General features: G+C 45.3%; 11 protein-coding genes and 1 riboswitch. Of the genes, 8 read left to right on the forward strand and 3 right to left on the reverse strand.

From position 1 onward, the window contains the following. Positions 1-74: 74 nt before the first annotated feature. Positions 75-3,857: a DUF4922 domain-containing protein gene (locus NNC77_RS00605; RefSeq protein ID WP_254969589.1), complete on the forward strand. Its 3,783-nt coding sequence runs from the start codon at positions 75-77 to the stop codon at positions 3,855-3,857. Positions 3,858-3,866: 9 nt separating this feature from the next. Continuing rightward, positions 3,867-5,192 (forward strand): MFS transporter, encoded by a 1,326-nt coding sequence (locus tag NNC77_RS00610; protein ID WP_200757328.1) that lies wholly within the window; start codon positions 3,867-3,869, stop codon positions 5,190-5,192. A gap of 52 nt (positions 5,193-5,244) precedes the next feature. Here NNC77_RS00610 and NNC77_RS00615 read toward each other — a convergent pair whose 3' ends face one another. Both NNC77_RS00615 and NNC77_RS00620 read right to left on the reverse strand, forming a co-directional pair. After that, positions 5,245-5,658 carry a secondary thiamine-phosphate synthase enzyme YjbQ gene (locus NNC77_RS00615; protein WP_006846346.1) on the reverse strand — a complete coding sequence of 138 codons (414 nt, stop codon included), beginning with the start codon at positions 5,656-5,658 and terminating at the stop codon, positions 5,245-5,247. 51 nt (positions 5,659-5,709) lie between these two features. Continuing rightward, the gene (locus tag NNC77_RS00620; protein WP_234564321.1) at positions 5,710-6,849 is read right to left on the reverse strand and encodes an AAA family ATPase; all 1,140 of its coding nucleotides are present in this window, start codon (positions 6,847-6,849) and stop codon (positions 5,710-5,712) included. Positions 6,850-7,123: 274 nt separating this feature from the next. Next, positions 7,124-7,235, forward strand: a riboswitch (SAM-I-IV-variant riboswitch). Between NNC77_RS00620 and NNC77_RS00625 the strand changes: the two genes are divergently transcribed. Then, positions 7,235-7,516 carry a hypothetical protein gene (locus NNC77_RS00625; protein ID WP_234564322.1) on the forward strand — a complete coding sequence of 94 codons (282 nt, stop codon included), beginning with the start codon at positions 7,235-7,237 and terminating at the stop codon, positions 7,514-7,516. (Overlaps the previous riboswitch by 1 nt.) A 70-nt stretch (positions 7,517-7,586) precedes the next feature. Here NNC77_RS00625 and NNC77_RS00630 read toward each other — a convergent pair whose 3' ends face one another. After that, positions 7,587-8,441: a TIGR02452 family protein gene (locus tag NNC77_RS00630; protein WP_234564323.1), complete on the reverse strand. Its 855-nt coding sequence runs from the start codon at positions 8,439-8,441 to the stop codon at positions 7,587-7,589. Between the two features lie 155 nt (positions 8,442-8,596). Between NNC77_RS00630 and NNC77_RS00635 the strand changes: the two genes are divergently transcribed. From NNC77_RS00635 to NNC77_RS00655, 5 genes are all read left to right on the forward strand, one after another. After that, the gene (locus tag NNC77_RS00635; protein WP_117586144.1) at positions 8,597-8,839 is read left to right on the forward strand and encodes a hypothetical protein; all 243 of its coding nucleotides are present in this window, start codon (positions 8,597-8,599) and stop codon (positions 8,837-8,839) included. 5 nt (positions 8,840-8,844) lie between these two features. Beyond that, complete coding sequence (locus NNC77_RS00640) at positions 8,845-9,063, forward strand: DUF3791 domain-containing protein (protein ID WP_181992412.1); 219 nt, start codon at positions 8,845-8,847, stop codon at positions 9,061-9,063. Next, on the forward strand, positions 9,060-9,539 hold the full coding sequence (locus NNC77_RS00645; RefSeq protein ID WP_262912837.1) for a DUF3990 domain-containing protein: 480 nt from the start codon (positions 9,060-9,062) through the stop codon (positions 9,537-9,539). The genes NNC77_RS00640 and NNC77_RS00645 overlap by 4 nt, the downstream gene beginning before the upstream one ends. Before the next feature lie 527 nt (positions 9,540-10,066). Next, positions 10,067-12,967 (forward strand): SNF2-related protein, encoded by a 2,901-nt coding sequence (locus NNC77_RS00650; RefSeq protein ID WP_234564324.1) that lies wholly within the window; start codon positions 10,067-10,069, stop codon positions 12,965-12,967. Between the two features lie 40 nt (positions 12,968-13,007). Further along, positions 13,008-15,914, forward strand: a complete 2,907-nt coding sequence (locus NNC77_RS00655; protein ID WP_254963211.1) for a site-specific DNA-methyltransferase — start codon at positions 13,008-13,010, stop codon at positions 15,912-15,914. Positions 15,915-15,918: the final 4 nt, after the last annotated feature.

Consider the following 15,918-nt stretch of genomic DNA (forward strand, 5'->3'; position numbering starts at 1 on the left):
AGATAAAATAAAGATAAAAAACACAGATTTAGCCCCCCGAAAAGGGCTGAAGTGAACAAAAATAACGTAAGAAAATGAGAGAAAAAATAGACCTTTTCTTGCCTTGCGAATACATCGACGATGCGCAGAATGCCTTGTCGGTGCTTCATGAGTACAAGACTGTACAGCATATCCACTTCCTGGTGAGTGCTGATTTTGCCGCTCATCATCAGGTGCCCGATGGATGTACGTTTGTCATCACCGACCGCCTGGAAAGCAGTAACACCATTGTCAGCATCGCTGAAAATACAGATGCCGACTACGTGATGATCTGTACCCGCCACACCACCATAGGATGGGGAAACAACACTCTGGAGCGATTCCTCAGAGTGGCAGATGATACGGATGCCGTCATGGTTTACGCCGACCACTACAAGATGGTGGAAGGCAAAATGGAGAAACATCCGGTAATAGACTACCAGTCAGGTTCTTTGCGAGATGACTTCGACTTTGGAAGCCTCTGGTGTATCAAGGCACAGGCGCTGGCCGACTACATCGCCCAACCCGACCGCGAAGAGTATCAGTTTGCCGCCCTCTACGACCTCCGTCTCTATCTGAGCCGTGTGGGCGAAATCTTCCATCTCAACGAATTCCTCTATTCAGAAGCCGAACTCGACACCCGTAAGAGCGGCGAGAAGCAGTTTGACTATGTAAACCCGCGCAACCGCGAAGTGCAGATTGAGATGGAAAAGGCATGCACCCAGCACTTGAGCAAGGTGGGCGCCCTGATAGACACCACCTTCTACCGCCAGCCCGACTTCGGTGAGCAGGATTTTGAATACGAGGCATCTGTCATCATCCCCGTCTTCAACCGCGAAAAGACGGTGGCTGATGCCGTGAAGAGTGCGCTGGGACAGAAGGCTAACTTCAAGTTTAACGTCATCGTGGTAAACAACCATTCTACCGACCGCACCGGCGAAATACTGGATGAACTTAAAGCCGACAACCTGATACAGATTGTGCCGGAGAGAACCGACCTGGGAATAGGCGGATGCTGGAACGAAGCCATCAACAGCAGTTTCTGCGGAAAGTTTGCCGTACAGCTTGACAGCGATGACCTCTATTCTTCACCAAAGACACTCCAGAAGATAGTAGATGCCTTCTACAAGCAGAAGGCAGCCATGATTATCGGCTCGTACCGCATGTGCGACTTCGACCTCAACACCCTGCCACCGGGACTGATAGACCACAAGGAGTGGACCGATGAAAACGGATGCAACAATGCGCTGCGTATCAACGGATTGGGTGCTCCGCGCGCCTTCTTTACTCCGCTGGTCAGACAAATCCAGTTTCCTAACACCTCGTATGGTGAGGATTATGCGCTCGGCTTGGCATTTTCGCGCCGTTACCGCATCGGCAGAATCTACGACGAACTCTACCTCTGCCGCCGCTGGGGAGGTAACAGCGATGCAGCCCTCAGCGTAGAGAAGGTGAACGCCAACAACCTGTATAAGGACCGCCTGCGCACCATGGAACTGAAGGCACGCCAGCACATGCTGCAGGGCAAGGCCGACATTATGGAAGACAGCAGCATCTCGCGTTTCTTCAACCGTCAGCTGGAGGTTTGGACCGATGCGCGCCACCGCTTCCGCGACCTCAAGCATGTAGAAACTCGCCAGTTCTCCGACCAGCTGAAACTGCAGTGGAACCCAGCCCGCATCGTAAGTACGGGCGCCAAGATAGATAAGAAAACCCTGGGCGAGCGCCCTTGTTTCCTTTGCGACAAAAACCGTCCTAAGGAACAGATGTCGAAGCAGATAGACGAGAAATTCCATCTTCTGGTGAATCCGTTCCCGATTCTGCCAGTCCACTTCACCATTCCGGCACGCAAGCATCAGCCTCAGCTCATCTACAAGAATTACGGCGAGATGCACCGCTTCATCAGTCTGCACAGCGACCTGATGGTGTTCTACAACGGTCCGAAGTGTGGTGCATCGGCTCCAGACCATCTTCATTTCCAGGCAGGAACCAACGGCATTCTTCCTCTTCAGACCAACTGGCAGCGTCTCTCCCGCAACCTGACTGACATCATCTCTCTCAATGATGAGGAGAAAATCTCAGTGGTTCGCGACTTCATCGTTCCCGCCTTCGTCATCATCTCGAAGAGTGCTGAGAGCGATGAGGCCCTCTTCCGCCGTCTCTACAAGGCAATGCCTCAGCGGGGCGACGAAACCGAACCGATGATGAACATCATCTCCTGGCGCAAGGGCGAGGAATTCATCAGCGTGGTCATTCCGAGAGAAAAGCACCGTCCGGAAGCCTATTTTGCCGAAGGCGACGCCCAGTTTGTGGTTTCGCCGGGAGCACTGGATATGAGCGGACTCATCATCACCCCTCGTGAGGAAGATTTCCGAAAGCTGACCGAGGAGAAAGCCCTCTCGCTGCTGCAGGAATGTGGCGTTTCGGAAGAAAAGATGAACGCCATCATCGCCAAACTGAAGGCATCTAAGGATGCCGAGGATGCAGCCGAAGCCTCTTCCACCTTATATAATAAAGGTAAGCAGCCCGACGTAACGGTGGGCATCGTGAGTGCGCAGAAGATTCATTTCTCGCTCAACAAACCTTATCTTGCCAAGGGCGAAAAGGTGCTGGGCGAACAGGTGGTAGAATTCTCAGAGGGCGGTGTGCTCTGGAACGGCAACCAGTACAGCCAGCTCACCTTCCATCCGCAGAGTGCCGACGCCTCGTTTTCGCTGAGCGACGTAACCATCGGTGTCAACTTCCACTGGGAGCGCAAGGAAACCCAAACCTTTCTGGGCACGCTCCGCTTTGTGGTAGAATCGGATAAGATTGTGGCAATCAATGAGTTGCCTGTAGAGAAATATCTGGAGAGCGTCATCAGCAGTGAGATGAGTGCCACTTCGAGTCTCGAACTCCTGAAGGCGCATGCCGTCATCTCCCGTTCATGGCTCCTGGCACAGATGAAGAAGCGCCGAGAGGTGGCTGAGAGCGGCAACAACTTCTTCTCCTTCACCAAGAAGGAAGATACGCTCATCCGCTGGTACGACCGCGAAGACCACACCCTCTTTGATGTATGTGCCGACGACCACTGCCAGCGCTACCAGGGCATGACCAAGGAAACATCGCCCCATGTAGCTGAAGCCATCCGCCAGACCAAGGGACAGATTCTGATGGACGGCGAAGAAATCTGCGATGCAAGATTCTCGAAATGCTGCGGCGGAATAACCGAGGAATTCCAGTATTGCTGGGAGGACACGCCGAAGACTTATCTCACGGCGGTTCGCGACATTGCCCTGGGCGTGGAACGTACACTGCCTAATCTGACCAATGAGGAAGAGGCAGAGAAATGGATCCGCTTCAATCCGCCAGCTTTCTGCAACACGCAGGACAAGAAAATCCTGTCAGAAGTGCTCAACGACTATGATCAGGAAACCGTCAATTTCTACCGCTGGAAGGAAACGCTCAGCCAGGAGAAGTTGCAGCAGCTCATCGCCGACAAACTGAAGATGGACCTGGGTGCCATCCTAGACATGAAGGCCGTGGAGCGCGGCAAGAGTGGAAGAATCAGCAAGCTCCAGATTATCGGAACCGAGAAGACCTTTACCATCGGTAAGGAACTCGAAATCCGCCGTACGCTGAGCGACAGTCATCTGCTGAGTTCAGCCTTCGTGGTGGATAAATATGATAAGGATGAGCAGGGAGTGCCTCAGCGTTTCGAACTCATCGGAGCCGGTTGGGGGCATGGAGTAGGCCTCTGCCAGATTGGTGCTGCCGTTATGGGCGAGCAGGGTTATCATTATGATGCCATCCTGTTGCACTACTATCAGGGTGCTGAAATCAAGAAACTTTATAAATAGTGATGTAAAATGGTAACAAAGAAAAACAGTCGGAGTCCATGGGCATGGATTCCGACCCTCTATTTTGCCGAAGGACTCCCCAACGTCATCGTTACCGCCCTCTCTGTGGTGATGTACATGCAGTTGGGGCTGACCGATGCTGAGGTGGGTCTCTATACCGGATGGCTCGCCCTTCCCTGGGTCATCAAACCCTTGTGGAGTCCGTTCATAGATTTGCTGAAGACTAAGCGCTGGTGGGTGCTCACCATGCAGGCTCTCATCGGAGCTGCCCTTGCCGGCATCGCCTTCTCGCTGCCTACCGCCTTCTGGTTTCAGGCAACGATGTGCTTCTTCTTCCTCATCGCCTTCTGTAGTGCCACCCACGACATTTCGGCAGATGGTTTCTACATGATTGAGCTGGATGAACATACTCAGACTAAGTTTGTAGGCTTGCGAAATACTTTCTACCGCCTCGCCATCATCTTTGTGAATGGTTTTCTGGTGATGCTGGCAGGTGTGCTTCAGGTTCTCTTCCGCAACCAGATTCGCTTCTCATGGGCGCTTATCTTTTACGGACTGGCAGGTATCTTCATCGGTTTGTGGCTCTACCACAGCCGCTTCATGCCGCGCCCGAAGGATGATGTGCAGACCGACAGAACGGTGGGTGAAGTGGCTCATGAACTGAAGAACATGTTCCGCACCTTCTTCGTGAAGTTCGGATTGGGTGAAACCGTCTGTGTGATGCTCTTTCTCTTGCTCTACCGATTCCCTGAAGCGCTTCTGAACACCATGACCAAGACCTTCATCCTCCGTCCTAATTCGCAGGGTGGACTGGGACTGTCACCTCAGGAATATGGCTTTGCCAATGGTACTGTGGGATTGATAGGTTTGCTGCTGGGTGGAATTCTTGGTGGAATTCTGGTGAGTAGGGATGGAATGAAGAAATGGCTCTGGCCTCTGGTTTGCGCCATCACCTTGCCTGATGTGGTTTACATCTATCTGAGTTACTCGCTCAACAGCAACCTCATCGTGGTTTCCAGCTGTCTTTTTGTCGAGCAGTTGGGGTATGGTCTGGGCTTCACGGTTCTTACTCTCTACATGCTGTTCTACAGTCAGGGAAAGTTCAAGACCTCCCATTATTCCATCTGTACGGGCATCTCCTATCTCGGATTGATGCTGCCGGGCATGGTTTCTGGATATCTGAAGGATATGGTAGGTTACCGCATGTTCTTTATCATCGTGATGGCATGTTGCGCCATCACCTTCCTGGTTACTGCTTTCCTGAAGATTGATCCTAATTTCGGAAAGAAAGAGGAGAAGGAAGAGGATGAAGTGGAATTGGACGCAATAGAATAAAAGATTATGTTAACGTAAAAACGAGGATGTGCGAACATCCTCGTTTTTATCTTTATTCCCCGATAATCGTTGCGATGAGGTGTCGGCTTCCGCCTCCCTCTCTGAATTCACAAAGGTAAATCCCCTGCCATGTTCCGAGGTTTAATCTGCCGTTGGTAATGGGAATGGTGAGCGATACACCCACCATGCTCGATTTGGCATGAGCCGACATATCCGTCGGTCCTTCATCCTGGTGCAGGTATCTTGGGTCGCCATCCGGAACCAGTCTTTCGAAGATCCCCTTCAAGTCATGTCTCACATCTGGGTCGAAGTTCTCGTTCAGCGACAATCCGCAACTGGTATGTCTTACGAAGAGATTCAGAATCCCTGTCTTAGGCAGCGCTGGCAGGTTCCTCATCACCTCGTTGGTTACGAGGTGAAAGCCGCGAGGAAGCGGACGCAATGAAAATTCTACTTGCTGTATCATATTCTTCTTTTTGTTTATATTCTTATACTTTATACTTCTATCTTCAGTATTTTATAATTCCTTTTTCAGCCATTCACCAAAGAACTTGTCGTACAGTTCGTAAGTTCCATCCGTCTCTGTAACAAAATCTTTCTCCAATAATCCCTTGATACCACCTTGTACAAAACTGGCGGAAGGAAGATTGTGCTTCTTAATGAATGCCGATGACATGATGTTTTGAGCCTTGCCTGCGTTGCAGATGGCAAAGAGAAGTTCCTTTTGCTTAGCTGGCAATTGAAAGAGGAGTGCTTCGTATGCAAAAGCACTCTCGTCTATAATCGAGTTGAGCGCCTGTTCCATCATCTTGTCATCAGCCTGTTCCATCATCTTGTCATCAGCCTTTTCTGTGAGCGAGAAAATCTTATTGAGCATTCTTTGGAGATACCAGGTGATGCCATCAAAACGGTCGTATATCTGATAAATGGTTTCTCGTTTGATATGCTTCTGTCTTTCCTCGAAAAGACGAGTAGCGAAGTCGGCATACACCTCTCTATCAATAGCTTTCAGTGTTTTTATGGAGGTGCTCTGGTAGAAAGGACGGGCATGGCTCAAGAATATTTCCGACATCATATTGCGCTGAGATCCGGCAAAGATGAAACTGGCATTATGGCAGTGCTGGATGTAAGTGCGCAGTATGGCTTCCACATTCGCTTCTCTATAGCTGCTGATGGTTTGGAATTCATCAATGGCCACGATGCAAGGCTTATCAGCACTTTCCAGATAATGGAAAATTTCATCGAGCGTTGTGGTTGGACTGGTGATTTCTCCCAAATCTACTCCCCATGAAGGTACGCCATTCATATCGAAGCTGATGGATGAACGGAGTGAGTGAAGGCAGTTAAGAAAATGTTCCACTACTTTGGTGCCTTTAGGTTTCAGACTTTGCAGAATACTTCTGCCTAGTTCCTGAATGAAATCGGCTAGGGTTTTCGTGGCATAAATATCTACAAGAAATGTATAGTATTTATCCTTGATTTCTTCCTGGGCATAGACGTGTTGCACCAACCCTGTCTTGCCGATTCTTCTAGGTGCAATCAGGGTGATATTATTGCCATTCTTGATTTCTCTTATCAAGTCGATGGTTTCCTTTTCTCTGTCACAGAAGTAAGCGTCGGATATGTATCCTCGCAGAATAAACGGATTCTCTATCATTGTATATTATCTTCTTTATTGTCTTTGAATAGTCTTATATCTTTCTGATAATCATAGTGCAAAGATAATTATAATTTTATTATTATGATACTATTATAATGCAAATATAGGAAAGTTTAACCATTAAAGGGTATCTCCTTCAATCAAGTCGGGTATTTCCTTGCTATCTGCTACCACGAAAAATTTTCTTCTTTAGAAGAAGGAAAAAAAACAGGAAAAATAATCCCGAAAAAATTTGGTGGTTTCAGAATAATGATGTACTTTTGCACCCGAAATCAAGCATTAAGAGTTGCCCAGTTGTGGCACACCAACCGAGTTTCGCATAGAGATAACCACGGTGGTAAAAGAATGTGTAAGTGTTTAACAACTTAAAATAATTATCTTTATGAATCCAAATTCAGATTTAAAGAACAATGAGAATGTAATGGCAGCTAATGCCGAGTCTTCAACAATTAAGGCAGTTAATGCCGAGTCATCAACTGTTGGTGCAGGTTATGCCGAGTCAAGAATTTCAGAGTATGCAGCCCGCTTTGCCACATACAGCGATGAGCGTTTGAAGCAGACCATAGATCATGAGCGCAAGGTTCGTGGTTGGGGCAGCGAGCGCAGCTACTTCCTTGCCGCCCTGCGAGGAGAGTGTGAGAAACGAGGCATTGATTACTGCTAATCAAGCCCCATCTGTGTGAATCTGTGAATTGAAAATCGGCGGCCGAAGGGAAAGCCAAATCTGTGGGAGTTTATGACTTGAATTCCTCGATGAAGGGTTGCAGGTTTCCACCTCTTGGCGAGTTATGGTCTTCAAGGATGGCGAAGGCGATGAGCTTGTACTTGTCCTTGAACTCCTTCTCGTCGATGACTTCGTGAAACAGTCTTGCGATATGTTTCGGAGGATTGTGGAAGGCGCCGCAACCGAATGCACCGAGTACGATGCTGTCGTGTCCGTTCAGCAAACCGATGCGCAGCATCGTCCTCATTTTGTTTTTCGTCAGTGCGGCATCTTCTTCGCAGATGTTCCCATCTCTATCTAAATCAGGATGATTGATGGCAGCTACTGCCACGAACGACATATAATAAGGAGTATCGAGCAAGGCGAAGTCATCCTTAGCTCCAGCTCTGAACACGGTAGCATCTGGCACATAGATGCCTCCGAATCTCACAGGCATCGGATATTGGAACTTGCTTTTTTCCAAACTGTAATCCTCGGCATATTCTGCATAACGATACATAGAGAGAAAGAGGTTGGTGCTGCGGAAGAGGCTCTCCTCCTGAGCCCGGCTTCCGTTCTTCACTCCACCGCCCGGGTTGCGACGGCTTGCCAGGTTGAGAACCACGGGATTGTATCCTTCCTGTTGCAACAGATGACCGCAATGAATGCTGTCGTCATTCTTCACGATAATCTTGGTGGAACTATCTGCAAGGGTAGGTATGTTTGAAGCATCCAGTGGCTTGGTATAGAATCTGCTTCCCTTCAGCATCTTCGTGTTGTCGGGCAGTTTCACTTTCTCCCCATTCTCAGATGTGTAATGTCCCTCCAGTACAATATCTATAGTTTGCTGATACACGTCAGCCAGTTGTCTTCTGTCGTTTATCATGATTTCTTCTGTTTATTTTGTTCGTGTCACTAAAAATCCATTCTTTCAGGCAAAATTACAAGTTTTCTTTGTATTCTCCAAACTTTTATATATAAAATATGTGGTATTCTCGATATTTCTTTGTAAATTTGCCCACAAAAGAAAAATATATAATTATGGAAGGACAAACAAAACTTTCAGCCGGACAGATAGGCATATTGATTAATGCCCGTATCAAAGATATGGCAATGTGGCTGATGGAAGACTTCAAGTATTCTCTTGAAGAAGCTTTAGATTGTGTTTATAATTCAGAATTATTCGAGAAACTTCAGGATTTAGAGACAGGGCTATATTATCAGAGTTCTGGCTACAACTATGAGTTGCTGAAGGAGGAAATTAAATATGGAAAGGTAGGTTGAGAATTATGGAATTAGAAAATAAGACTTATTACATTATATATTGTGTGAGCCAATTTGCACAGCGGTTTGGCATATCTTTGAAGCAATCCTATGCTTATCTGAAAAGGCATAAGGGATTGGATTTTTTGTATGAATGTTATGGAGCGGAGCATCTTCTTTCTTTAGATGATGCAGTGGATGATTTGTCAGTCATTTGCCATAGGCATGGAGGGGCATTGGTATGATAGAGTTGTATCATGGATCCAATCTGTTTATAGACAAGATTGATTTTACTAAGTGTAAGCCTTATAAGGATTTTGGACAAGGTTTTTATCTGACGGATATTTTTCCGCAGGCAATGGAGATGGCAATCAAGCGAACTCGTATTGTTGGCTCAGGTTCTCCTGTCGTAACAAAATTCTTGTTTGACGAGAAACTGTTGATTGATGGAAGTCTGAAAGTGTTGACTTTTGATAGTCCATCAATAGAATGGGCAAAATTTATCTTAGCTAACCGTAAAAGAAGTAAGGAAAAATTTGTTCATGACTATGATATAGTGGTAGGTCCCGTTGCTGATGATGGTGTCGCTTTTCAGTTGGAAAGATATTTGTATGGAGGAATGACTTTAGAGCAACTGGCAAAAGAGTTGACCTACAGAAAGCTGAATCGCCAGTATTTTTTCGGTACAGAGAAGGCTATAAGTTATCTTCAGCTGATTTGATATGTGTCGTATAGATTCATTAAGAGTCTGAGCAAGAAGCAGAGAGAGGATTATATGATTATGGGACCAGTATTTCTCCTTTGATGCTTCAAGTAAAATTTACTCGATAAAAGATATTTTGAGGTATTAAGTTGCAAATTTCATTTATTTTTTGTAACTTTGCCCTCGAAAGGGGAGAGGTTGCCGCAGGCGGCTGCTCCCTTGTAACATAAGTTGAACAAATAAAATAGAATAATAAGAAACAGAAAGAATAAACTTTAGACATATAACATATTAATATACAAAGCGTTTACGATATTCGGAATACTCTCGAAATTTGGCGATTTAAAGACGTATCCCAACAATAGAAAAGTGAATGCCTGCGCTATAGCGTGGGCTGAACTTATCTGTTGGGAGGGCCACGCCAAATGCCTGAGAGTATGATAAGTGAAGCTCACGCTTCTTTTGTATCATGCTCTCAGGTATTTTTTTGCATGTGGCTCGTACTTCCAGAATAAAGTTCAACGCTCATTTTTTCTATAGCGACGATGAAACAGGAAATCCCTTATTCATCTGCGCAGCTCTTGTATTATGCCTGGCAGTTGTCACGTAATAGGGGCGGTGCAGATGATGATAAGTTGACGGGTGTCTTGTCGGAGGCACGTGTCGATCTGAACCCCCATCAGGTGATGGCGGCTCTTTTTGCATTCCAGTCTCCTTTCTCGAAAGGTGTTATCCTTGCCGATGAGGTGGGATTGGGAAAAACAATAGAGGCTGGTATTGTTATCAGCCAGTTTTGGGCTGAACGTAAGCGTCGTATCCTCATCGTTGCTCCAGCTACCCTTCGCAGACAGTGGAGCATGGAGCTGGAGGAAAAGTTCTTTCTGGATTCTTTTATTCTCGAAAAGAAAAAGGGGATTTCTTTAGACCATCTTTCCGATGGCAAGCAAATCTATATCTGCTCTTATCAGTTTGCTTCCAGACAAGCCGAAATCTTGTCGCGCACTCATTGGGACCTGGTGGTTTATGATGAGGCTCATAAACTGCGCAATGTTTATAAGTCAACCCCTTCGATGGCTTCCCGTCTGAAATCAGCTTTTTCTGATAGTCATAAACTCCTCCTTACCGCCACTCCGCTTCAGAATAATATTGAGGAATTATATGGTTTGGTAAGTATCATCGATGACCATTACTTTGGTGACTTGAAGAGTTTCAAGGCTCAGTATTGCTATAGTAACAAAAACGATGATATTGCTTTTGGTAATCTTCGCAGGCGTCTTCGCCCCATCGTGCATCGCACGCTTCGCAAACAGGTTACGGAGTATGTAAAATATACTTCCCGTATCCCGATGGCGCAGGAATATTATCCTGCCGTTGAAGAGCAGAAACTCTATAATCAAATCAGCGAGTATCTTCGCCGTGATGATACTTACGGATTACCAACCAGTCAACGTCAGTTGATTACGCTGATATTCCGCAAACTCATGTCTTCATCAACCTTTGCCATCGGCTATACGCTCAAAACGCTTATCGACCGTTTGCAGACCAAGATTGCTCCATATTCTGCCGATAAACCGCAAGGCTGGTATGGGGAAGATGGAAAAATTGCTATGGTTGCCGAAGATATGTTGGGCGATGATTGGGATGAATGGAATGAGCAGGATGAGAACGAACAGGAAAGAGAAATCCTTACTTCCGATGAGATAGAAGGTATCAAGGATGAAATCAAGGAACTCCAACGTCTATATGATCTAGCCAATAGTATCAGTAGCAATAAAAAAGGTGATTGCCTCTTGTCGGCACTCCATACCGGCTTTCAGAAGATGGAAGAGTTGGGAGCCAACCGCAAAGCTTTGATATTCACGGAAAGTACCCGTACCCAGCTCTATCTGAAACAGCTTTTAGAGGAGAATGGTTATATGGGCAAGATTGTTCTCTTCAATGGTTCCAACAATGATGAAACTTCCCGGAAGATATATAAGGCATGGAAAGAGCGGAATATAGGCACATCAGCCTTTACCCCTTCTTTGTCGGCAAACAAGCGCCAGGCTATTGTAGATTATTTCAGAGACGAAGCCGAAATCATGATTGCTACCGAGGCGGCATCCGAAGGTATCAACCTTCAGTTTTGTTCGCTTATCGTGAATTATGATTTGCCGTGGAATCCTCAAAGGGTGGAACAGCGCATAGGTAGATGCCATCGTTATGGACAGAAGAATGATGTTGTGGTTTTCAACTTCATCAACAAGGCAAATGCTGCTGATGTGCGTGTGTTCCAACTGCTTTCTGAGAAATTCCATCTCTTTGATGGTGTCTTCGGTTCGAGTGATGAGGTGTTGGGTAGCATCGAGTCGGGTGTTGACTTCGAGAAGCGGATGCTCAATATATATCAGCAGTGCCGTACTCCTGAAGAAATCAATGCTGCCTTCGACCAGATTCAGCAAGAGATGGATGCAAGTATCAAGACAACGATGCAAGATACCCGCAAGCAACTGCTTGAAAACTTTGATGAGGATGTGGTGGGACTGCTGAAGATTCGCCAAGGCAAGGATATGGGAAATCTGAATAAGTTCCATCGCTGGCTTTGGACGATAACCATTGCTACGCTTGGTAAGGAGAATGTAGAAGTGGTAGATGAAACCAATCTCGTCTTTCGCTTGAAGCACAATCCTTATCCTGATGTGGCAGCAGAATGTGGCATGTATCAGATAACTACGCTGCAATCTCAATATATCAATTATCGTTTGTCGCATCCTTTGGCTCAAAAGGTCATTGCTTTGTGTAAGCAGAATAAACAAAGCCAGCAGAATCTCCTCTTCGATTATAGCCTGTATCGTTATAAGGTGGCAGATATAGAACAATGTGCTTATGAAAGTGGATGGCTTCAGGCTCATCTTGTTTCTTTTATATCCGAAGGGCAGCAGGAACAGCACATTGTGCTGACGGCACTTGCGGAAGATGGAACGGCTTTGGGTCAGGAGTTTGCAGAAAAACTATTGAATGTTCCAACGATAAGTACCGGAAATGTTCGTGTGCAGGAGGAAGCAAGCCAGAAGCTGGCTTCCCTGTATGATAACCGGCGAGCAGCCTTGACCGATCAGATAGAAGAACGAAACAAGGCTTTGCTTGATGCTGAAATCCAGCATATCGAGAAATGGGCAGAAGACCAGCAGCTCACTTTGGAGAATGAACTGAAAGACATCAAGGCAAAAATCAAGGAGAAGAAAAGACTTTTGAGTCGTTCGGAGAATGCACAGCAAACATTGACCTTGGAAAAGGAATTGAATACCCTTACTCGTCAGCAGAAGCGTAAGCGAGCCGAAATCTTTAATCTGGAAGATGAGATAGAGGAGAAGCGAGACGGAATGATAGACAAAGTGAAGGCATTTATCCAGCAGCATATTACGGAAGAAGAACTCTTCTGCGTGCATTGGACTTTAAAGAAATGAATCGGAATCAAAGCAAGATAACATAACTAAGATATAAACAATGACACAATACGAACAGAAATTTAGAGATATACTTGCAGAAATACTGCAACTCGACCAAGCCGAACTCGACTTTGGTATATATCGCATTATGAATCAGAAGCGTAAGGATATCGAGGCGTTCTTGAACAATCGCCTTGTTCCTGAAGTTACAAAGATTTTGAAGGCTCAAACTGCTGCAGGAACTGACATTTCTGCCATGGAGAATGAGGTGTTTTCTCATTTGGCTAAATTCTTTAGCCGTTATTATGAGGGTGGCGATTTTATCTCTAAACGTCGCTATAAGGACGATGCCTATGCCATTCCTTATAGCGGTGAGGAAGTGAAGTTGTATTGGGCTAATGCCGACCAGTATTACATCAAGACTTCTGAGTATTTCAAGAATTACTCGTTCGTGTTGCCGACCAGCCGTCGTAAGGTACACTTTGTTCTTCGTGATGCGGATACAGAGCAGAACAACAACAAGGCAGCCAACAATATGGAGCGCCGTTTCCAACTTTGTGAAGAGGACTGTATCGCAGAGGAAGATGGTGAGCTAAACATCTTCTTTACTTATGAATTGATGCCGAAGACCACCAAGCAGGATGCACTTATCAAGGATGCTGAGGCTAAGATTATTTCTTCGTTTGCAGAAGGAAAATATGCCGACTTTGCAGAGTTGGTTAATGAAAAGGTGCCAACAGAAAAGAATAAGGAACGCACTTTGCTGATGAAGCATCTGCAAGACTATACGGCAAAGAACAATTTTGATTATTTCATCCACAAAGACTTGGGCGGTTTCCTTCGTAGAGAACTTGATTTCTATATCAAAAACGAGGTGATGTTCTTGGATGATTTGGATGCCACTCATATCATGGAGCATTTGGCACAAGTGAAAGCCATCAAGCTGGTAGGAGAGAAGATTATCACCTTCCTTGCCCAGCTTGAAGACTTCCAAAAGAAGTTGTGGCTCAAGAAAAAGTTTGTAGTCGGTTGTGATTATTGTATCACGCTCGACCGCATTCCTCGTACCCTTTACCCAGAGATTATTGCTAATGATGAGCAGCGTAAAGAATGGGTTCGCCTCTTTGCCATCGATGAAATCAAAGGGGATATGATGACCGAGGTCTATAGTGAGCCATTAACAGAAAAGTTCCTGGAAGACAATCCTTTCCTTGTACTTGACACCAAGTTCTTTAGTGCCGAGTTCAAGCATAAACTCGTGGGAAGTATGGAGAATGTGGATGAGGAGTGTAATGGATTGCTGATTAATAGTGAAAACTTCCAGGCGTTGGAGTTGTTGCAGGAGAAGTGCCATCGTAAATTAGATGGAATTTACATAGACCCTCCTTATAATACTGATGCTACACCTATCTTATATAAGAATTCATATAAAGATTCTTCTTGGATGACATTGATGAATGATAGGTTTATTGAAGCAAAAAACTTAGTAGCCAAGGATGGTTATTGGTCTGTAGCTATAGATGATGTTGAACTCCATAATCTATATAAAATTATGGAGAGTAATTTTGCTGCTTATGATATGTTTCAAGTTATAGTGAACCATTATCCGGGCTCTGGAACTGGAAGAAGTAATGTTTCAAAAACCCATGAATATAATTTGTTTGCAGTACCGAAAGGGCAAGACTTGCTTAGGGGAGAGCCTATAGAAGAACGACAAAGAACTCGTAGTTTTAGTAGAGCTGGAACAGGAGATAATAATCATCGTGAAGGAAGACCAAATAGCTTTTATGCGGTATTAGTAGAATCGAAAACAAAGAAAATAGTCGGTTTTGAAGCTCCACCAGCTTTGGAAGTGAAAGATTATCCTACGAGTCCTACTGATGAAGGTTATCTTAGAATTTATCCGATAGGAAAAGATGGTCAAGAGAGATGCTGGAGTTTGGGCTTTGAGTCTGCTAAAAAAGCGTTAAAGGAAGGTCTTTTGGAATGTACATCATCTAATACGATTATTAGATTGTATAATGATGAGGCTGATTGGGGGCTTTTGCCAAGTCTATGGGTTGATAGGAAATTTAGTGCAACAACTTGGGGTACAAATTTGTTGACCAATATATTCGGCAATTCAGGATTGTTCTCTTTCCCGAAATCTCTTTATACAGTTCAGCAAGCAATATATGCAGGAACATATCTGAAAAAGAATGCATTATTATTAGATTTCTTTGCAGGCTCAGGCACAACAGGTCATGCGGTCATTAATCTCAATCGAGAAGACAATGGTAATCGAAAATATATCCTCTGTGAAATGGCTGAATATTTCAATTCTGTAACCAAGCCTCGCATCGAAAAAGTAATCTATTCCGAGGATTGGAAGGATGGCAAACCTGTTTCCCGTAAAGGCATTTCTCAATGCTTCAAGTACATCCGCCTGGAGCAATACGAGGATACATTGAATAACTTACAACCAAAGAACCAGCGACTCGACTTCGATAACGAGAATGGCAAGGGAGATTTCGAGGAAACCTATTTCCTCCGTTATATGCTCGATACAGAAACCAAGGGAGATCTCTTCAACCTGGAATGGTTTAAAAATCCGTTTGTCATGTCTATCAAGACAACCAAGGATAATGAGTTGGTAGATACCCATGTTGATATGGTGGAAACCTTCAACTACCTTATCGGTCTGAATGTAGAGACGCTCCGTTATCCTAAGGATGGCTACTGTGTGGTGGAAGGAACTACCCATGTCGGCAATGAGCGAACTCTCGTGATTTGGAGAAACTGCAACAAGGTGAGCAACGAAGACTTGAATGAATTCTTCCGTAAGCAAGCCTACTGCACCACCGACTCGGAGTTTGACAAGATTTATGTAAATGGTGATAATACATTACCGAATATCAAAACGGATGAGGAGCATTGGAAAGTAGTACTCATTGAGGAAGAATTTAAGAAGAGAATGTTTGAGTAGGTCT

It is taken from the genome of Segatella copri (genome assembly GCF_024330485.1).
Lineage (GTDB): Bacteria > Bacteroidota > Bacteroidia > Bacteroidales > Bacteroidaceae > Prevotella > Prevotella copri_L.

Coding starts and splice junctions, on each gene's coding strand:
- NNC77_RS00615 (WP_006846346.1), bottom strand. CDS start 5,658: ATGATACAGCAAGTAGAATTTTCATTGCGTCCGCTTCCTCGCGGCTTT.
- NNC77_RS00645 (WP_262912837.1), top strand. CDS start 9,060: ATGATAGAGTTGTATCATGGATCCAATCTGTTTATAGACAAGATTGAT.
- NNC77_RS00620 (WP_234564321.1), bottom strand. CDS start 6,849: ATGATAGAGAATCCGTTTATTCTGCGAGGATACATATCCGACGCTTAC.
- NNC77_RS00610 (WP_200757328.1), top strand. CDS start 3,867: ATGGTAACAAAGAAAAACAGTCGGAGTCCATGGGCATGGATTCCGACC.
- NNC77_RS00655 (WP_254963211.1), top strand. CDS start 13,008: ATGACACAATACGAACAGAAATTTAGAGATATACTTGCAGAAATACTG.
- NNC77_RS00635 (WP_117586144.1), top strand. CDS start 8,597: ATGGAAGGACAAACAAAACTTTCAGCCGGACAGATAGGCATATTGATT.
- NNC77_RS00630 (WP_234564323.1), bottom strand. CDS start 8,441: ATGATAAACGACAGAAGACAACTGGCTGACGTGTATCAGCAAACTATA.
- NNC77_RS00640 (WP_181992412.1), top strand. CDS start 8,845: ATGGAATTAGAAAATAAGACTTATTACATTATATATTGTGTGAGCCAA.
- NNC77_RS00625 (WP_234564322.1), top strand. CDS start 7,235: ATGAATCCAAATTCAGATTTAAAGAACAATGAGAATGTAATGGCAGCT.
- NNC77_RS00605 (WP_254969589.1), top strand. CDS start 75: ATGAGAGAAAAAATAGACCTTTTCTTGCCTTGCGAATACATCGACGAT.
- NNC77_RS00650 (WP_234564324.1), top strand. CDS start 10,067: ATGAAACAGGAAATCCCTTATTCATCTGCGCAGCTCTTGTATTATGCC.